This window comes from Streptomyces sp. NPDC057486 (assembly GCF_042802415.1).
In the GTDB taxonomy this organism is placed as follows: domain Bacteria; phylum Actinomycetota; class Actinomycetes; order Streptomycetales; family Streptomycetaceae; genus Streptomyces; species Streptomyces yanii.
The window spans coordinates 24985-42388 of sequence record NZ_JBHVEE010000013.1 but is presented as its reverse complement, the minus strand read 5'-3'; the positions used below and the strand labels follow the sequence as shown (position 1 = coordinate 42388).

The 17404-nt window shown below is 70.6% G+C and carries 17 protein-coding genes; 9 read left to right on the top strand and 8 right to left on the bottom strand.

Annotated features, from left to right (window positions below; translation table 11 throughout):
• Positions 1 to 92 precede the first annotated feature (92 nt).
• Together ACFU6I_RS09315 and ACFU6I_RS09310 are read right to left on the bottom strand one after the other, a co-directional pair.
• The gene (locus ACFU6I_RS09315; RefSeq protein ID WP_384363335.1) at positions 93 to 1475 is read right to left on the bottom strand and encodes an SWF or SNF family helicase; all 1383 of its coding nucleotides are present in this window, start codon (positions 1473 to 1475) and stop codon (positions 93 to 95) included.
• Complete coding sequence (locus ACFU6I_RS09310) at positions 1472 to 4366, bottom strand: DEAD/DEAH box helicase (RefSeq protein WP_384363333.1); 2895 nt, start codon at positions 4364 to 4366, stop codon at positions 1472 to 1474. The genes ACFU6I_RS09315 and ACFU6I_RS09310 overlap by 4 nt, the downstream gene beginning before the upstream one ends.
• Positions 4367 to 4633: 267 nt before the next feature.
• Between ACFU6I_RS09310 and ACFU6I_RS09305 the strand changes: the two genes are divergently transcribed.
• The 3 genes from ACFU6I_RS09305 (at position 4634) to ACFU6I_RS09295 (ending at position 6605) form a co-directional block, all read left to right on the top strand.
• Positions 4634 to 5767 (top strand): fatty acid desaturase family protein, encoded by a 1134-nt coding sequence (locus tag ACFU6I_RS09305; RefSeq protein ID WP_384363331.1) that lies wholly within the window; start codon positions 4634 to 4636, stop codon positions 5765 to 5767.
• Positions 5768 to 5863: 96 nt separating this feature from the next.
• Complete coding sequence (locus ACFU6I_RS09300; RefSeq protein WP_266977895.1) at positions 5864 to 6046, top strand: hypothetical protein; 183 nt, start codon at positions 5864 to 5866, stop codon at positions 6044 to 6046.
• Between the two features lie 16 nt (positions 6047 to 6062).
• The gene (locus ACFU6I_RS09295) at positions 6063 to 6605 is read left to right on the top strand and encodes an MOSC domain-containing protein (RefSeq protein WP_266977894.1); all 543 of its coding nucleotides are present in this window, start codon (positions 6063 to 6065) and stop codon (positions 6603 to 6605) included.
• 150 nt (positions 6606 to 6755) lie between these two features.
• Here ACFU6I_RS09295 and ACFU6I_RS09290 read toward each other — a convergent pair whose 3' ends face one another.
• Both ACFU6I_RS09290 and ACFU6I_RS09285 read right to left on the bottom strand, forming a co-directional pair.
• A complete protein-coding gene (locus ACFU6I_RS09290) occupies positions 6756 to 7742 on the bottom strand; it encodes a hypothetical protein (protein WP_384363328.1) in 987 nt (328 codons plus the stop codon).
• Positions 7743 to 7859: 117 nt separating this feature from the next.
• Positions 7860 to 8168 carry a hypothetical protein gene (locus tag ACFU6I_RS09285; RefSeq protein WP_384363326.1) on the bottom strand — a complete coding sequence of 103 codons (309 nt, stop codon included), beginning with the start codon at positions 8166 to 8168 and terminating at the stop codon, positions 7860 to 7862.
• 109 nt (positions 8169 to 8277) lie between these two features.
• Between ACFU6I_RS09285 and ACFU6I_RS09280 the strand changes: the two genes are divergently transcribed.
• Positions 8278 to 9180 (top strand): oxygenase MpaB family protein, encoded by a 903-nt coding sequence (locus ACFU6I_RS09280; protein ID WP_384363324.1) that lies wholly within the window; start codon positions 8278 to 8280, stop codon positions 9178 to 9180.
• A gap of 28 nt (positions 9181 to 9208) precedes the next feature.
• Here the strand turns inward: ACFU6I_RS09280 and ACFU6I_RS09275 are convergent, their stop codons facing one another.
• Positions 9209 to 9808 (bottom strand): class I SAM-dependent methyltransferase, encoded by a 600-nt coding sequence (locus tag ACFU6I_RS09275; RefSeq protein ID WP_384363322.1) that lies wholly within the window; start codon positions 9806 to 9808, stop codon positions 9209 to 9211.
• A gap of 162 nt (positions 9809 to 9970) precedes the next feature.
• Between ACFU6I_RS09275 and ACFU6I_RS09270 the strand changes: the two genes are divergently transcribed.
• The 4 genes from ACFU6I_RS09270 to ACFU6I_RS09255 are packed head-to-tail and all read left to right on the top strand — an operon-like array spanning position 9971 to position 14460.
• Positions 9971 to 10834, top strand: coding sequence for an MHYT domain-containing protein (locus ACFU6I_RS09270; protein ID WP_384363320.1), 864 nt, complete (start codon positions 9971 to 9973; stop codon positions 10832 to 10834).
• Between the two features lie 59 nt (positions 10835 to 10893).
• Complete coding sequence (locus tag ACFU6I_RS09265) at positions 10894 to 13569, top strand: nitrate- and nitrite sensing domain-containing protein (RefSeq protein ID WP_384363318.1); 2676 nt, start codon at positions 10894 to 10896, stop codon at positions 13567 to 13569.
• Positions 13566 to 14003, top strand: a complete 438-nt coding sequence (locus tag ACFU6I_RS09260) for a roadblock/LC7 domain-containing protein (RefSeq protein WP_384363316.1) — start codon at positions 13566 to 13568, stop codon at positions 14001 to 14003. The genes ACFU6I_RS09265 and ACFU6I_RS09260 overlap by 4 nt, the downstream gene beginning before the upstream one ends.
• Positions 14004 to 14025: 22 nt before the next feature.
• The gene (locus ACFU6I_RS09255) at positions 14026 to 14460 is read left to right on the top strand and encodes a DUF742 domain-containing protein (RefSeq protein WP_384363441.1); all 435 of its coding nucleotides are present in this window, start codon (positions 14026 to 14028) and stop codon (positions 14458 to 14460) included.
• A 31-nt stretch (positions 14461 to 14491) separates the two neighbouring features.
• Here ACFU6I_RS09255 and ACFU6I_RS09250 read toward each other — a convergent pair whose 3' ends face one another.
• Positions 14492 to 15067, bottom strand: a complete 576-nt coding sequence (locus ACFU6I_RS09250; RefSeq protein WP_384363314.1) for a TerD family protein — start codon at positions 15065 to 15067, stop codon at positions 14492 to 14494.
• A gap of 142 nt (positions 15068 to 15209) precedes the next feature.
• Positions 15210 to 15374, bottom strand: a complete 165-nt coding sequence (gene tatA, locus ACFU6I_RS09245) for a Sec-independent protein translocase subunit TatA (protein ID WP_327242400.1) — start codon at positions 15372 to 15374, stop codon at positions 15210 to 15212.
• Between the two features lie 175 nt (positions 15375 to 15549).
• Here tatA and ACFU6I_RS09240 point away from each other — a divergent pair, with 175 nt between their 5' ends.
• The gene (locus ACFU6I_RS09240; protein ID WP_384363312.1) at positions 15550 to 17049 is read left to right on the top strand and encodes an LCP family protein; all 1500 of its coding nucleotides are present in this window, start codon (positions 15550 to 15552) and stop codon (positions 17047 to 17049) included.
• 16 nt (positions 17050 to 17065) lie between these two features.
• Here ACFU6I_RS09240 and ACFU6I_RS09235 read toward each other — a convergent pair whose 3' ends face one another.
• Complete coding sequence (locus ACFU6I_RS09235; RefSeq protein WP_384363310.1) at positions 17066 to 17338, bottom strand: GNAT family N-acetyltransferase; 273 nt, start codon at positions 17336 to 17338, stop codon at positions 17066 to 17068.
• Positions 17339 to 17404: the final 66 nt, after the last annotated feature.

Sequence of the window (17404 nt, the reverse complement as noted above, 5' to 3'; positions counted from 1 at the left end):
GAATCGTTGGTGGGCGTGGTTTATATTGGGGATTTTTGTTCCGTGCGCATTCGGGGGTTCGGGGCCGATGCTGACGAAACGGCGGCGTCCGGTCATGGCTCTGTCGATGATCCGTCGGCCTGGACCTGACCGGCGCCGAGCACGCCCGCCAGCACCGCCGCCGGATCGTCGTCCGCCGGGCCCGCGGGGTTCCAGCGGCCGCGCTCCTTGCGGTACGGCCACCAGCGCCCGTCCCGCCCGTACCGCAGCTGTACGCCGCCGCCCGTAACGGTCCAGCGGTTCCCCGCCGCTCGCAACTGCGGGCGCTCGCCGTCCTCCCATGCCTGGGCGAGCCGCGCACGGGCCCTGGCGAGGGTCTCCGGATCGGGCGCCCATTCCTCGTCGAGTACCGCGAGCGCGGCCGCGCCGCCATAACCCCAAGCTCGCACCGCAGCGTCGAGTTCGGCCCGCTGCCGCCCGGATCCGGTACTCAACCGGGTCACGATCCAGGGCTCGGGACGAGCGTCGGCGACCAGCCTCACCACGTCCTGCTCGGGCGTCAACTCGCTCTGCACCGGCTGCTGTTCGTGGCCCGGAGCAAGGGCGTCCGCCAGCATCCGGTAGGCGCGTACCGCAGTGTCCGTCACCAGGACCTCCAGTGCCGCCGGGTCGAGACCGGGCTCCGGTTCGGTCTCCGTGTGCAGCGACGGGGCAGGACCGGGCTCCGCGGGCAGCGGCAGGGGAGCGGGCAGCGGGGGCAGGATGTCCCGCGCGGCGAACGTCTCGTCCGCCCGTACACCGCGCACCCGGCGGTTCTCCGCAGCGGAGGGCTCCGCGGGTTCCCGCTCCGCGGCACGGACCGCGATCCGCACCTGGAGCTCGTCGAGCAGCCGCTGCTCGCCGCGCCCGCGCATCAGCAGGAGTACGAACGGGTCCTGGTCCAGCAGCCGCGCGACCTGGTAGCAGAGGGCGGCGGAGTGCGGGCAGTGGTCCCACGTCTCGCACGTGCACTCAGGATCCAGATCTCCGATGCCCGGCAGCAGATCCACTCCGGCGGCCGCCGCGTCCTCCACCAGGTGCGGTGGCATCTCCCGGTCGAGCAGCGCGGCGATGTGCCCGGCCCGGTCTACCGCCATGTCCAGGAACCGGTCCCACTCCTCCTCGCTCAGCTGCTGAAGCAGCACATCACTGCGGTACGCGGTCGAGTCCCGGCCCTGGACGACCGCGGTGATCCGACCGGGCCGCACGGAGACCGCGCCGACCCGCCCCTCGCGGGCGAACCGGCGCCCCTGCTTGACCTGTTTGCCGTCCAGCGCCGTGTCCTCGAGGGCCTTCAACCATGCGCGGCCCCACCAGGACTCGGCGAAACCGCGGCCCCGCAACGGCGGCAGGGCGGCGAAGGTGCGTTCCTGCGCCGGTGTCGACTCCTCGTCGGCGACGTCGTCGGATGCGTACCCGTCGAACTCGTATGCGTCGTTCCCGTAGCCGTCACTCATCGCGCGCCCCCTCGCAACTCCACCAGATCCGCCAGTTCCGCATCGGTCAGTTCTGTCAGCGCCGACTCGCCGGAACCGAGCACGGCATCCGCGAGACCCTTTTTGCGGGCCAGCATGTCGGCGATCCGGTCCTCGATCGTTCCCTCGGCGATCAGCCGGTGCACCTGCACCGGCTGGGTCTGCCCGATGCGGTACGCGCGATCGGTGGCCTGTGCTTCGACCGCCGGGTTCCACCAGCGGTCGAAGTGCACGACATGGCCGGCCCGAGTGAGGTTGAGTCCTGTGCCCGCCGCTTTCAGCGACAGCAGGAAGACGGGGGCCTCGCCGGCCTGGAACCTGTCCACCATGGCCTCGCGATCGGCGATCGGCGTGCCCCCGTGCAGGAACTGGGTACGCACTCCGCGGGCTGCCAGATGCTGTTCGAGCAGCCGTGCCATCTGCACGTACTGGGTGAACACGAGCACGCTCGCATCCTCCGCGAGGATCGTGTCGAGCAGTTCGTCCAGGAGTTCCAGCTTCCCCGAACGGTCCGCGATCCGCGGCCGCTCCTCCTTGAGGTATTGCGCCGGGTGGTTGCAGATCTGCTTCAGCGCCGTCAGCAGTTTCATCACCAGGCCGCGCCGGGCGAACCCGTCTGCGCCTGAGATCTCGGCCAGGGTCTCCCGTACCACCGCCTCGTACAGACCGGTCTGCTCCGCCGTCAGCGACACCGTACGGTCCGTCTCCGTCTTCGGCGGCAGTTCCGGAGCGATGCCCGGATCGGACTTGCGCCGCCGCAGCAGGAACGGCCGGACCAGCGCGGCGAGCCGGTCGGCCGCCGCCGGGTCGCCGCCGCCCTCCACGGCCCGCGCGTACCGGGTGCGGAACGTGCCGAGCCGGCCCAGCAGCCCGGGTGTCGTCCAGTCGAGGATCGCCCACAGTTCGGAGAGGTTGTTCTCCACCGGGGTGCCGGTGAGTGCCACCCGGGCTCGCGCGCCGATCGTCCGCAGCTGTTTCGCGGTCGCCGAGTACGGGTTCTTGACGTGCTGCGCCTCGTCGGCGACCACCATGGACCACCCGGCCTCGGCGAGCCTTGCCGCGTCGAGCCGCATCGTGCCGTACGTGGTGAGGACGAACTCGCCGTCCCCCAGGCCCTCCAGGCTGCGGGACGCGCCGTGGAAGCGGCGCACCGGTGTGCCGGGGGCGAACTTCTCGATCTCCCGTTGCCAGTTGCCCATCAGCGAGGCCGGGCAGACCACCAGGGTCGGTCCGGCCGCCTCGTCGACGCTCTGCCGGTGCAGATGCAGGGCGATGAGCGTGATGGTCTTGCCCAGCCCCATGTCGTCGGCCAGACAGCCACCGAGGCCGAGCGAGGTCATGGTGTGCAGCCAGTTCAGACCGCGCAGCTGATAGTCCCGCAGCGTCGCGGCGAGCGCGGCGGGCTGACCGACCGTCTGCTGCTCGCCCGACTCGGGATCGGCGAGCCTGGACCGCAGCTGGGCGAGCCAGCCCGTCGCCTGTACGTCGACCCTGCGGCCGTCGACCTCGGCGGAACCGGTCAGTACGGCGCCGAGTGCGTCGATCGGGGTGACCTTGCGGTCCTGCGACTCGCGGGCGCGGCGCGCCTCCTCGGGGTCGATGAGCACCCACTGGTCGCGCAGCCGGACGATCGGCCTGCTGGCCTCGGCCAGGCGGTCCAGTTCGGCGCGGCTCAGCTTCTGGCCGCCGAGTGCGAACCACCAGTTGAACGCCAGCAGCGCGTCGGCGGACAGGAACGACGGGGCGTCCGATGCGGACCGCCCATTGCGGGACTCGCCGTCGCCGTCTGGGCCGTTCTCGTCGTCCGGCGGGCCGATCACCGCGCGTGCGGTGAGGGAACGGGAGAGCTCCTTGGGCCAGTGCACCTGGACCCCGGTCGCGGCGAGCGCCCGGGCGGCAGGGCCGAGCAGTTCGGTGATCTCCTCGTCGGCCGGATCGACGGAATCCGGGACGGCGGCCGACAGCAGCGGAGCCAGCGGCGGCCAGGCGCGGGCGGCGCGGCGCAGCGCGAGGAGGGCGTCCATCCGGGCCCGAGGACCGAATGCCGTCGCGGTCGGTGCGTTGCCCGCCCAGACGTCGGCGGCATCGGCGACCAGCGTCGGATCGCTGACGCTGTGGATCTGCAGGACCGCACGGAAGGACGGCCCGGCGTGCGGCTCGGTGTCCTCGTGCACCCCGGGAGGACCGGTGAGCTCGATACGCAGCGAGAGCCGCACTCCCGCGTCGTGCCCGGCCGCGACATCGGCGGCCCAGCCGCGACGGTCCGGCAGACGCTGTGGCGTGTCGACGGCGAATGCCGGGCTGCCGGTGGCGAACACCGCTGCGGGTGTGCGCGGCAGGCCGTCCGCGACCGCGTCCAGGAATGCGCGCAGCAGCCGCTCCGGCTCCGGCAGGAGTACGGGATCGGCGTCCTCGTCGAGCGGCACCGCATGGGCGGTGGGGGGCATGGAGGCCGCGAGGTCACGGATCCGGTCGAGATCGGAGGCCGTCAGGGGACCGGTCCGCCAGGCGTCGTGGTCCGTGGCGCTCAGCCCCGGCAGCAGCAGCCCGCGGGCGGCGAGTTGGAGGGCGAGGAGTGCGGCAGCGCCCCAGAACGCCGCCGCGGGATGGGAGTGCGTGGCCGCCCGCGCGCGGGTCAGAACGGGCAGGGCGTCGCGCACGGGCAGCAGCAGGGCCGGAACACGGTACGGGCGTGCATCGGCCCCGACGACGGTCAGTTCCCCGACCGTCCCGGGGGCGTCGGGCGGGCTGCTGCCGTCCGGATGGCAGAAAGCGACCCGGCCGGTGCGGGCGGGGTCCGAGGGCAGGAAGACGACGGAGCAGCGGGAGAGTGCGGAGATCTCGGCGGGGGTCGGCGCGGGAAGCCTGTGCACGGCGATGTCGGATTCCTCAAATTTGACTAGTGAATGCCAAGGTCGCCGAGGGTACTCCACGACAGCGGCGCCCGGGAGTGCGATCTCCGTGATCCACATCACTTTCATGGGTGTCTGTGGGCGGTCGGGTGTAGCCAGCACCCCTCTGCGGGGAGGGGGCTGCCCCCCGGAATCCCGGGTGGTGGCGCCATGGTTGGCGTGCGGCCCCTGCCCGTACGTTTCAACAGGTCAGAGCACATATCAAGCCTTCCAGAGACCGGAGACGCCATGCCCGAGGCCGTAGTCACCGTCGCGGACCGCATCCGCGACCGTGCCCGCAGTGCGGACAGTGCCGGAGGCGCGCGGGACGCCCCAGGCACCGGAAGTGCCGCACCGGCGGGATTCGCGCGAGGCACCGGAACCGCCGGCGGTTCCGGGAGCGACTTCGCGCCTCTCCTGCGGGCCGTCAGGACTCAGGGACTTCTGAAGCGGCGCACCGGTTGGTACGCGGCGCGCATCGCGGCCAACCTCCTCGCCCTGGGCGCCGTGACGACCGGCCTGGCCCTTCTCGGCGACACCTGGTGGACCCTGCTGCTCGCCCTGCCGCTGGCGGTGTTCTGGGCCCGCACCGCGTTCCTCGGCCACGACGCCGGACACGCCCAGATCACCGGCGACCGACAGGCGAGCCGCATCATCGGGCTGATCCACGCCAATCTGCTCCTCGGCATGAACGAGGCCTGGTGGAACGACAAACACGTACGCCACCACGCCAACCCCAACCACATCGACAAGGACCCCGACGTCGGCGTCGGCGCCCTGGTCTGGACCCAGAAGCAGGCGGCCCAGCGTGAAGGCTTCGCCCGCTGGCTGACCCGTAACCAGGCCCGGCTGTTCTTCCCGATGCTGCTCCTCGAGGGCATCGCCCTCAAGATCTCCGGTTTCCAGTACCTGCGGCAGCAGCCGGCCCGTGAGCGTGTCCTCTCGGCAGCCCTCCTGGTCACCCACCTCGGGTTGTACGCGACGCTGCTCCTCACCGTCATGTCTCCCGGCAAGGCCGTCGTCTTCGCACTCGTGCACCATGCACTCTTCGGGCTCCACCTGGGCATGGCCTTCGCGCCGAACCACAAGGGCATGGAGATGCCCGATCCCGAGGGCGAGCGCTGGGGGCATCTCCGGCGGCAGGTCCTCACCTCGCGCAATGTGCGCGGCGCCGTCCTCACCGACTGGTTCCTCGGCGGGCTCAACTACCAGATCGAGCACCACCTCTTCCCGAGCATGCCCCGCCCCCATCTGCGCCGGGCGCAGCCCCTGGTGCGCGCCCACTGCGAGGCGCTGGGAATGCCGTACGCGGAGACCGGACTCATCGAGTCCTACCGGCAGGCGCTGCAGCACATGCACGAGGTCGGTGAACCCCTGAGGTGATCCGGCGGGAGGCCTGCCGCCGCGGGCCGGAACCGATGGGGACGCACAGGCGTTCTCACAGCAGGAGCGGCGTGAGCCGCGTAGGAGGCGTGGACGATGTCGAACAGCGCAAAGATTGCCATCGGGGGAGTCGTCGCGGCAGTCATCCTGATGCCGTTCATCGGATTCTGGCTGTCGCTGCTGGTACTGATCGGAGTGCCGACGGTGGCCTACCTGATGCTGGATCCCTCCCAGCGGCGCAGGCTCCGCAGGATCACCCGCAAGGAAATAGGCCGCTGAAAGGGGTTCTTCGTAGATGAACGGGACCGTCACCGTGGTGAGCAGTAGCGGGGCTTACTCATTCACCAAGCCGAACCGGCAGACCGTCACCCTGCTGACCGGACTCGGAGTGGAGGGGGATGTGCATGCGGGAGTCACGGTGAAGCACCGCTCCCGCGTCGCACAGGACCCCACCCAGCCGAATCTGCGCCAGGTTCATCTCATCCACGAGGAACTCTTCGACGAGCTGCGTGCAGAGGGCTTCGAGGTCGCCCCCGGTGACCTCGGGGAGAACGTCACCACGCGCGGCGTCGATCTTCTCGCGCTGCCCGTAGGCACGCTGCTGCACCTCGGCGACGAGGCCGTCGTCGAGGTCACCGGGCTGCGCAACCCGTGCCTGCAGATCGACACCTTCCAGGAAGGGCTGCTCAAGCAGGTCGTCGGCCGGGACGAGGCGGGCAACATCGTGCGCAAGGCCGGGATCATGAGCGTCGTCAGGACCGGCGGTGTGGTCCGGCCCGGCGACCCGGTCACGGTCGAACTGCCCGCCGAACCGCACCGACCGCTGGAGCGTGTGTAGAGGCCGACGGAACAGGGCAGCCGGGCCGCGCAGGTGGCCGGCCGAGCCCCCGGCTCGACCACAGGCCGGCTCGCGACCGGCGGAGGCCGGGACGGAGCAGGCGCTGCGAGCGCCCGGGCCTCGGCCCGGCCTTGTAGGGGGCGCCGCGACTCAGGCCGGTCGCACGGCGAGCGCCTCGAGCGCCTTCAGCAGACCGGGCAGCTCCGTCCCGCGGCCGACCGGCAGGACCTCGCCGGGTTCCTCGTCCAGCAAGATGAATGCGATGTCATCGGTCCTGGCCACCAGGGACCAGCCGGGGCCGTCGGCTCGCAGGGTGCGGGCGCCACCGGGGGCGAAGGAGGAGCGGATACGTCCGGGCGGCGGCGGGCTGTCCACGTACGCATGGGCCTCTTCCAGCACACGTCGGACACCGGGATGGCCGCCGGAGGACACGGTGTCGTCGGCCGGGCGCTCCTCATCGGCATCGGCAGTGTCGGCTGAGGTGTCCGCGTCGGTGCTTGCGCCGGCATCGGGGTCTCCCGCGCCCAGCTCGTCCGCGGAGCCCGAGGGGTCCGAAGCGTGCGCGACGTCTGCGGCGTTCTCGCCTGCGGTGTCATCGGCGCTGCCCGCCACGGCCGTACCCGCGAACGCCGTGGCGTCGTCGATCTGCTCGCGCCACGCCGCCCACTGCAACGCGATCTCGTCGGCCCCCAGCCGCCTCTGCGGGGGCCCCCACGATTCCGTGTCGGGAGGGGTCAGCGCCGGCAGATCGGTTCCCTCGGCCTCCGGGTCCGGCAGCGGATCGTGCGGCGCCGGCACCCCCGGCGCGGCGACCGCCAGCGCCAGCGGCCAGCCAGGGAGTGCGCAGACCACCGAACGGTCGTCGGGGGAGAGGTCGTACTCCATACCGCAGTCCCAGGAGGCGATGGCGACGGCAACCAGGGACACGTCATCGACGACGACGGTCCACCGGGCCCCGCCGTCGTCCTGCCCGAGGACCAGCCCGTAACCCTCGGCGTACGGTTCGAGGCCGAGTGCCGCGCAGGCCGCCGGGTAGTCGTCCCCGAGCACGCTCGGGAACTGCGCGGGTGTCAGCAGCACCGCGGTCAGCACATACAGTGCGTCTTCGTCGGCGACTGTGTCGTCCGTCCCGGCCACAGCACCCTCCTCGTCCCTCATCGTTTTCCGTCGGCGCACCTTAACCAGTGGGTAACGCGGCCGTCGAGGCCCTGACAAGGCAGGACTCACCGAACCGCGGCAAGCGGACGTCGCGGTTCAGTCGACGGGCAGGCCGAGCAGCGTACGAGCCACGTTCTGCGGCGACTGGCCGGTCTCCCGCGCCAGTGCGGTGACCGCCCGGCAGGCCAGCTCGTTCACGCCGAAGGAGAGTGCCTCGGGCGACACCCAGCTGCTCGCCTCGTCGATCCGATCCTGGTCGTCCTCCACGCAAGCCGCGACATAGGTGGCGGCTGCGTCGAACAGATTGTGCTGTTTGCGCTGCCGTTCGTCGCGCGGCGGCGCGGGCTGCTCACCCTTTCGGCCGGGTGACACAGCCTTCCGCAGACTGCTGAGCATGTCGATCATGGGGGACCGCCTTCCGGGGAGCCGTGCACGCGTGGTGCGGTCGTACATACTTACGCTCTTCCCCTTCCGCGTAGAGTTTGACCTTCGACTGAGGAACGGGGGCAGTGCGGTGAAGCGATACGACCGCCTGAAGGAGATCCGGCGGCTCGATCCGGAGCGGGACTTCCTGGAGATCTACCGGCTCACGGCGACGTACGAGTTCCCCTGGGACATCACCCGTGCGCTCGAACTGGCCCTGTACCGCACGTATGCGGTTCCGAGCATCGGCCGGCTCCTCGCCGAAACAGCCGAGCTGACGGATCGTTCGCAGAAGCGGTACGACGACACCGCGCTGCTCCTCGACACCGTGGTGGAGCACGGCTTCGACAGCGACCCGGGGCGCACGGCGATCCGCCGGATCAACCAGATGCACCGCAGCTACGACATCAGCAACGACGACATGCGCTACGTGCTGTGTACGTTCGTCGTGGTCCCGAAGCGCTGGATCGACAGCTACGGCTGGCGCTGCCTCTCCGAACATGAACTGCGGGCGTTCGCCGTCTACTACCGCACTCTCGGCGCGCACATGGGCATCAAGGACGTGCCACAGACCTTCGAGGAATTCGAGCACACCCTCGACACGTACGAGGACGAGCACTTCGGCTGGGACGAAGGGGCGCGCAGTGTCTCCGACGCCACGCTGGCACTGATGGGCTCCTGGTATCCGGGCCCGCTCGCACCCGTCGTACGCAAAGCCAGTCTCGCGCTCCTCGACGATGCGCTGCTGCGGGCGTTCCGTTACGAACGACCGGGTCCCGTCGCACGCCATCTCACCCGGGGCGCGCTGCGGCTTCGGGCGAGGGCCGTGCGACTGCTGCCGCCCCGGTCCACCGCGCACTATGCGCGCCAGAACCCGGAGATCAAGGGCTATCCGGACGGTTACGAGGTCGGCGAGCTGGGTACCTTTCCGACCCCCGGCGTCGGTGGCTGCCCGATCCCGCACAAGCGGCGGCCGGGCGCCCCGGTCGAGTGAGCGCGTGGCTGCGTGAGCCGGGCCCAGGTCAGCCCGTCCGGACGCCGAGTGCGAGGAACTGTGCGTCCTCATCGGTGTAGGAGACCAGTTGCCAGCCGGAACGTGCGAGCAGCCGCCGGAGGTTGGGCTCGGCCCGCAGATCGTCGTCCGTTGTCCGCCGGCCGTGGCGAGCGGCCAGCACGGCCCGGCCGATGGGGTGGAACAGCGCCAGCTGTCCTCCTGGACGTACGACGCGGGCCAGCTCCGCCAGGTCCGGCCCGGGGCGCGACAGGTGCGAGATCAGGCCGGCACCGAACACCGCGTCGAGCACACCCGACCGCATCGGCAGACGGGCGACGTCGGCGAGGAGCAGCTGACCACTGCGGTCGCGTCCGGCGCGTACCGCCGCGTCCAGCATCGCCGGTGTGAGATCGGCGCCCAGGACCGTACCGTGCGGCCCGACGGCGGCCCGCAGGGCGGGCAGCGCGCGTCCCGTACCGCAGCCTGCGTCGAGGACGGCGTCGCCGGGGCGCAGCCCGAGGGCTTCGACAGCGGCGGCGTAGGCCGGACCGTCGTCCGGGAAGCGGGTGTCCCAGTCCGCGGCGCGGGCGGTGAAGAAGTCCTGGACGTGTGTGTGGTCATCGGCCATACGGACATGATCGCGCACCGGCAACCGGAGTGAACCGGACGGAATGTGATGTGCATGTTCGAGCACAGCCCGATCGTTCGGGATCATCTCTCTGTCATATTCCGGCAGCTTTCGAAATGGGCCCCGAACGTGCGCCCCCATGGCGACTAGCGTCCCCGATCCATGGGACACCTGGACCACGCCACCTTCGGCTGGCTGACACCTGCACTGTCGTACGCGATGGCAGCGATCGGCGCGGCGCTCGGGCTGAGTTGTACCGTGCGCGCACTGGACACGAGCGGCCGTTCGCGCCGCAACTGGCTGGTCACGGCCGCCTCCGCCCTCGGCACCGGCATCTGGACGATGCACTTCGTCGCGATGCTCGGCTTCGGCGTGACGGGCACCGAGATCCGCTACAACGTGCCGCTGACCCTGCTCAGCCTGCTCGGGGCCATGCTGGTGGTCGGCTGCGGTGTCTTCGCCGTCGGTTACAGCCGGGACCGGACCCGGGCGCTGGCCGTCGGGGGGGTCGGCACCGGCCTCGGCGTGGCCAGCATGCACTACCTCGGCATGGCGGCGCTGCGGCTGCACGGCACGATCCACTACGACCCCCTGGGGGTCGTGCTCTCCGTCGTCATCGCCGTCGTCGCCGCGACGGCCGCTCTGTGGGCAGCCCTCAACATCAAGTCGTCGCGCGCGGTCGCCCTCGCCTCGCTCGTCATGGGCGCGGCGGTCAGCAGCATGCACTACACCGGAATGATGGCCGTCAGCGTGAGTGTCGCCCCCTCCGGCAGCGAACTCCCCGGGGCCACGACGATGCAGTTCATTTTTCCCCTCGCCGTCGGCCTGGGCTCATACCTCTTCCTGACCTCGGCGTTCGTCGCCCTGTCGCCGACGGCCCGGGAGCGCGCCGCCTACGTCTCCGCCGAGCGCACCACGGAACCGGCGGCCGATGGGGCCTCGACGGGCCCCACGCAGCGCGGACGTGATCCCCGCCCCCGGCGCGGCTCCCGCGGCCACGACGTCTCTCCGTCCGTGACGCACTGACGTCACAGCACAGCTCCCTTTCGCCCCAGCTCAGGCCCCACACCCGGAACGAGGAGGCCATGCGCCCACCCCGCACGACCCCGGACCCCGGCACGACGACCGCCGCCCGGCCCGGTACCGCGCCCACGGCGCGCGGACGCCGCGCGCACGCGGGGCCGCCGGCCGACGAGAGCGCCGAACGCGACGCACATCTGCTGCTGACGCAGCAGACGTCCGGGCCACGTGGACGCCGAAACCTGCGCCCCAGGACCGTACGCGCGAAGGTCATCTCGCTGCTGGTGGTGCCCGTCGTCTCGCTGCTGGCTCTCTGGGGCTTCGCCACGGTCAACACGGCCCAGGACGTGGCACTGCTGCGGCAACTGCAACGCGCGGACGAAGAAGTGCGGGCGCCGATATCCACCGCTGTCACCGCCCTCCAGGCCGAACGCAGAGCCGCCCTGATCCAGACCGCCGCGCCCAGCAGCGTCCATGCCAAGGCACTGGAACAGCAGACCAAACGCACCGATACCGCGCTCGCCGCGCTGCGACTGGACAAGGACCACACCATCGCCGACGCCGGCCGCCTTCCGGCCGGCGTCGCCGACCGGCTCGACCGGTTCCTCGACCGTGTGCATGATCTGCGCGCCGACGCCGGCACGGGGAGCCAGGAGCGCGACGAGAGCGCCGTGTACGACCGGTACACCCAGGCCGTGACCGCAGGCTTCGGCGTCTCCGGCGCCCTCACCGGAATCCAGGACGACGCGCTCGGGTCAGACGCCCGCGTACTCCTCGAAATGGCCCGCGCCGACGAGATGCTCGCCCGCGAGGACGCACTGCTCGCCACGGCCGTCCTCACCAAGCGCCTCGACGGTCGCCAACTGGTCCAGTTCACCGGGGCGGTGGAGACGCGCAGGAACCTCACCGAGACCGCGGGCGCCGATCTCCCTCCCACCGAACGCGCCGCCTGGCAGAAGGTCACCGCGCGGTCCGCCTACCACCGGATCGAGGATGCCGAGGACAGGGTGCTCACCGCGCGACCCGGTTCGGAAGCCGCCCGGGCGGTGCCCGCCGCCGACTGGGATCCGGCCGCGGCGACCGTACGGAGCCAATGGCGCACCATCGGGACCGGAGCCGCAGAACGCGCTGCGGACCGAGCCGACCCGCTCACCCGTGGACTGTTCAGCCCGTCCGGAGCGGCCGTCCTCTTCGGTTGCGTCGCCGTCGCGGCCTCGCTCGTGATCTCCGTACGCATCGGTCGTGAGCTCGTCGTCGAACTCGTCAGCCTGCGTAACAGCGCCCTCGAGATCGCCCGCCGCAAACTGCCCCGTGCGATGCAGCGCCTGAGGGCGGGCGAGGAACTCGACATCCAGGCCGAGGCGCCGCCCGGCCCGACCTCGCACGACGAGATCGGCCAGGTCGGCGAGGCCCTCGGCACCGTGCACCGGGCCGCTCTCAGCGCCGCCGTCGAACGCGCCGAACTCGCCGACGGCATCTCCGGGGTCTTCGTCAACCTCGCCCGCCGCAGCCAGGTGCTGGTCCACCGCCAGCTCAACCTGCTCGACAGCATGGAGCGCCGCGCGGACGATCCCGGCGAACTCAGCGACCTGTTCCGCCTCGATCACCTCACCACCCGGATGCGGCGACACGCGGAGAGCCTGATCATCCTGTCCGGTGCTGCACCCGGACGCGCCTGGCGCATGCCCGTACCGCTGACGAATGTCGTACGCGCGGCCGTCTCCGAGATCGAGGACTACGCCCGGGTGGAGGTACGGCAGCTGCCGGATGCCGCGGTCAAGGGCACGGCGGTCGCCGACCTCACCCACCTCCTCGCGGAACTCGTGGAGAACGCCGCGCAGTTCTCGCCGCCGCACACCAAGGTCCGGATCACCGGCGAACCCGTGGGCAACGGCTACGCCCTGGAGATCGAGGACCGCGGACTCGGCATGGGCGGCGAACTCCTCGGCGAGGCCAACCGGCGCATCGAGCAGGCGGAGGCACTCGACCTCTTCGACAGCGACCGGCTCGGCCTCTTCGTGGTCAGCAAGCTCTCGGTCCGGCACCACATCAAAGTCAAGCTGCGCACTTCGCCGTACGGCGGAACGACGGCAGTGGTCCTGCTGCCGACCGCACTGCTGCAGGGCGCGCTCCCGGCGGGTGGGGAAGAGACCGCACCGGAGAAGGCCTCGGTCGAGCGTCAGCAGGAAAGCGACGGTGTGGCGTTCGGACCCGGTCCGGACCCGCGTGCGGTGCGTTCGCAGTCGGCGACCGCGTTCCCCGCCCCGGTTCCGGTGCCTGCTCTGGAGTCGCGGACGTTGCCCACGGCCGGAGTCACCGCGCTGCGCCCACGCTCCCGCAGAGCGGTCGAGGACCGGAGCGATGAGCCTGCCGGGGTCGAGCACGCAACCCGCGGGATCCGGGAGAGCGCGGAATCCAGCCGGCGCCAGGAAGCCCCCGCCAGCAGGGAAGCCCGGAAGTCCGACGAGACCGAGGGGGACGGTGCCAGCTCACTTCCCCGCCGGGTCCGGCAGGCCCACCTCGTTCCGCAACTGCGCGAGGAGCCCCGGCCCGAGCCGGCGCGGATCGACGAAGCGAACGGCATGGACGGACCGGCTGAGCGCACCCCGGAACAGGCCAGGGACCGTATGACCGCCTACCGCAACGGCTGGGTTCGCGGCGGCGGCGCCGCCCCAGGCACGACGGCGCCGCACCGAACGACCACCGAACCCCGTCCCCTCAGCGATGGAGACCACGCATGATCGCGAACGAGCGGACCGAGATGCGCAGGCACTCGGGCGAACTCGACTGGCTGCTGGACGATCTGGTGGCCCGGGTCGGCGAAGTCCGGCACGCCGTCGTGCTCTCCAGCGACGGTCTGGCCGTGGGCGCCTCCAGCGCCCTCAGCCGCGAGGACGCCGAGCACCTGGCCGCGGTCGCCTCCGGATTCCACAGCCTCGCGAAGGGCGCCGGACGGCATTTCCAGGTCGGGAAGGTACGCCAGACCATGGTTGAGATGGACGACGGCTTCCTTTTCGTCGCAGCCGCCGGGGACGGTTCCTGCCTCGCCGTGCTGAGCACGGCCTTCGCCGATATCGGACTGGTCGCCTACGAGATGGCCCGGCTCGTCAAACGGGTCGGCGAGCACCTGCGTACCCCGCCGCGGTTCTCCGTACCCCCGTCCCCGGCCGGCTGAGAGGGCGGAGACAGCAGTGGACATGATCAGCGAGGGCCCCGGATTCATCGAGAGCTTCCCGGACCCGCCCGAATTGCCGGGCAGCCAGTGGTACGACGCCGAAGCAGGGCCCTTGGTCCGCCCGTACGCCATGACGGGCGGGCGGACCGAACCGGGCCCGGGCGGAGTGACCTTCGACCTGATCGCACTGGTCTCCGCCGCCGATCACGCACCGGACAGCTCCGAGGATTCCCAGCTGGGCCCCGAACACCGCGCGCTGCTCACATTGTGCCGCTCCGAGCCCCAGTCCGTCGCGGAACTCTCCGCCGACGCCGACCTCCCGGTCGGCGTCGTCCGGGTCCTCCTCGGAGATCTGCTCGAAGCCGGCCATGTGCGGGTCAGTCGCCCCGTACCGCCCGCGCAGCTGCCCGACGAGAGGATCCTCCGCGAGGTGATCAACGGGCTGAGGGCACTCTGAAACCGCCGCTCAGGAGCGCGACTTCGAGCGATCAGACATTGACGCCGTAGTCGGACGCGATACCGGCCAGCCCCGACGCGTACCCCTGTCCCACCGCGCGGAACTTCCACTCCGTACCGTGCCGGTACAACTCGCCGAAGACCATGGCCGTCTCCGTGGAGGCGTCCTCGCTCAGGTCGTAACGGGCCAGCTCCACACCGTTCGCCCGGTTCACCACGCGGATGAACGCGTTGCGGACCTGGCCGAAGCTCTGCCCACGGCTCTGCGCCTCATGGATGGAGACCGGAAAGACGATCTTCGCCACGTCCTGCGGTACACCGGACAGGTCCACGTTGATGGACTCGTCGTCGCCCTCGCCCTCGCCGGTCAGGTTGTCACCGGTGTGCTGCACCGAACCGTCCGGGCTGGTGAGGTTGTTGTAGAAGACGAAGTGCAGGTCCGAGAGGACCTTTCCGGCGTCGGAGCACAGCAGCGCACTGGCATCCAGGTCGTGATCGGCGCCCGTCGTCGTCCGTACGTCCCAGCCCAGGCCGACCGTCACTGCGGTCAGCCCCGGCGCCTCCTTCGACAGGGAGACGTTGCCACCCTTGGCCAGGGTCACACCCATGAACTTCCTCCGTTGGTCCAATGATCCATCGATCAGCGCTTCTTCCGCCGTTACCGGGTCAACGGCGGTTCTTCATCCAAGGTTCCCTGATTGCGCAAGCCATGAAATGGCGGGCCCGTACCGTACCGTGCCGCCCCCCGGCTCACTGCGGGTCGGTCTCCTTCATCGCCTTCGCCTCACTCTTCAGGATCCGCAGAGATTTGCCCAGGGCGCGGGCGGTGTCCGGCAGTTTCTTCGATCCGAACAGAACGATCAGTACAACCGCGACAATCAACAGGTGCCAGGGCTCGAGGCCGTTGCGCAGCATGTGGGTTCCGCCCTTCTTCGCGGACTTCCGGAATTGATGGATCCGGTCCGCTGTGGATAGGTCTGGTGATCCATTGGTGCAGCAATACTTGCCACATTGCGCAACTGTACAACCGTGGGGCGGGGTCGGACGTCTTCCTCCATGGAAGCCGGGAACCGATCGGACGAGGTGACCAATGACAGGCAGTCGCAAGGTGGCGGCGGGCGGGGGTCGGGGCAGCAGGCTCGGGCGCACCGCCATGATGGGACTGTCGTTTCTCATCCTGCTGGTCTCGGGGGTCGGCTGGGGCTACCTCAAACTGACCGGCCAGATCGACACCTTCGGCGCTGACGGGATCTCGGGCGACCGGCCACCCGCCTCGTCGAAGGGGCAGAACGTGCTTGTCATCGGATCGGACACACGCTCCGGCGCCAACAGGAAGCTGGGTGGCGGCAAGGGCACCGTGGGGCGCTCCGACACCGTGTTCCTGCTCCATGTGTACGCCGACCACCGGCACGCCGTCGCCGTGTCCATCCCCCGTGACTCCATGGTCGACATCCCGTCGTGCAGGACACCCGGCGGGGAGTGGACCGCACCGCAGCACCACGTCATGTTCAACGGGGCGTTCTCGGTGGGGGAGACCGCCGAGGGAAACCCGGCATGCACCCAGAACACTGTGGAGCACCTCACCGGCCTGCGCGTCGACCACACTGTCGTCGTGGACTTCTCCGGCTTCTCCGCACTGACCTCCGCCGTCGGCGGAGTACCGGTCTGCCTGCCGCAGGACATCTACCAAAAGGACCTCAGCCCGAACCGGCCCACACGGGGTGCACTGGTCTTCGCCAAAGGGCCGCAGACCGTCTCCGGGCAGCGGGCACTCGACTACGTGCGGATCCGGCACGGCATCGGCGACGGATCCGACATCGGACGGATCAAACGGCAGCAGGCTTTCATCGGCTCTCTCATCAAGAAGGTCAAGTCCCGGGGACTGAACCCGACCACCCTGCTGCCGCTCGCCGACGCGGCGACCGACTCGATGACCGTGGACCCCGGACTCGGATCGGCCGACCGGCTGCTGAAGTTCGCCATGTCGATGAAGAACATCGATCTGCGCAACACCCGGTTCGTCACCGTCCCGTGGCGTTACGAGGGCGCGCGTGTCGCGATCGTCGAACCGGAGGCCCACGCTCTCTGGGAGGCGCTCAAGGCCGACCGGACGATCGACGGCCAGGACGCCAGCGGTCGGGGCAAGGGCGGCCGCAACGCCAAGAGACCGGACGACGCGTCACCGTCGCCCGCCGCCTCTGCCCCCGTCTCCGGTACGGGCATCAGCCTCGCCGTCTACAACGGCACCACGGTCAACGGCCTTGCGGCCCGCGCCGCCGAACTCCTGCGCGCCCACGGCTTCACCGTCACCGGTACGGCCACCGCGAGCAACCAGGACCGCATGACGACCGTCGTCCGGTACGGGCCGGGTCTGGAGGCCGAAGCGGAGACCGCCGCGCGCCTCTTCGCCGAGGCACGGACCATGGCGTCGGACACCCCGGGCATCCAGGTGATCCTCGGGACCTCGTACGCAGAGAATCCGTCGCCCGCTGCCGAGGCCACGCCGACACCCAGCGCAGTTCCTTCCACTGTCGGCGACGGGGCGCGGTCGGCCGATGAAGACCTGTGCAAGGACCTCTCGTACGGTTGACCGAGCGCGATCAGGCTCACGTGCGGAGCCGCGGTGCGGGGCGACGGGGCGGTGCGAAGCCGAACGACTCGTACAGTCCCGCGCCGTTCGCAGTCGCGTTGAGATAGACCACCCTGACGGGCGTCTCCTCCCGGAACCACGTCAGCAGCGCATCGAGGCAGGCTCCCGCATGCCCGCGGCGCCGACGCCGCGGATCGGTGGCCACAGGGGAGATGCGCCCGTGCAGCCCGCCGGGATTGGCCGGGCCGGGTGCGTGCGCATCGCACGCGCCGACCGCACGCGCCACCACGCCGAGCTCCGGATCGTCGACCGGGAACGCGGCGAACTCGCCGGGAAGCCGCAGCCGCGCGGCGAA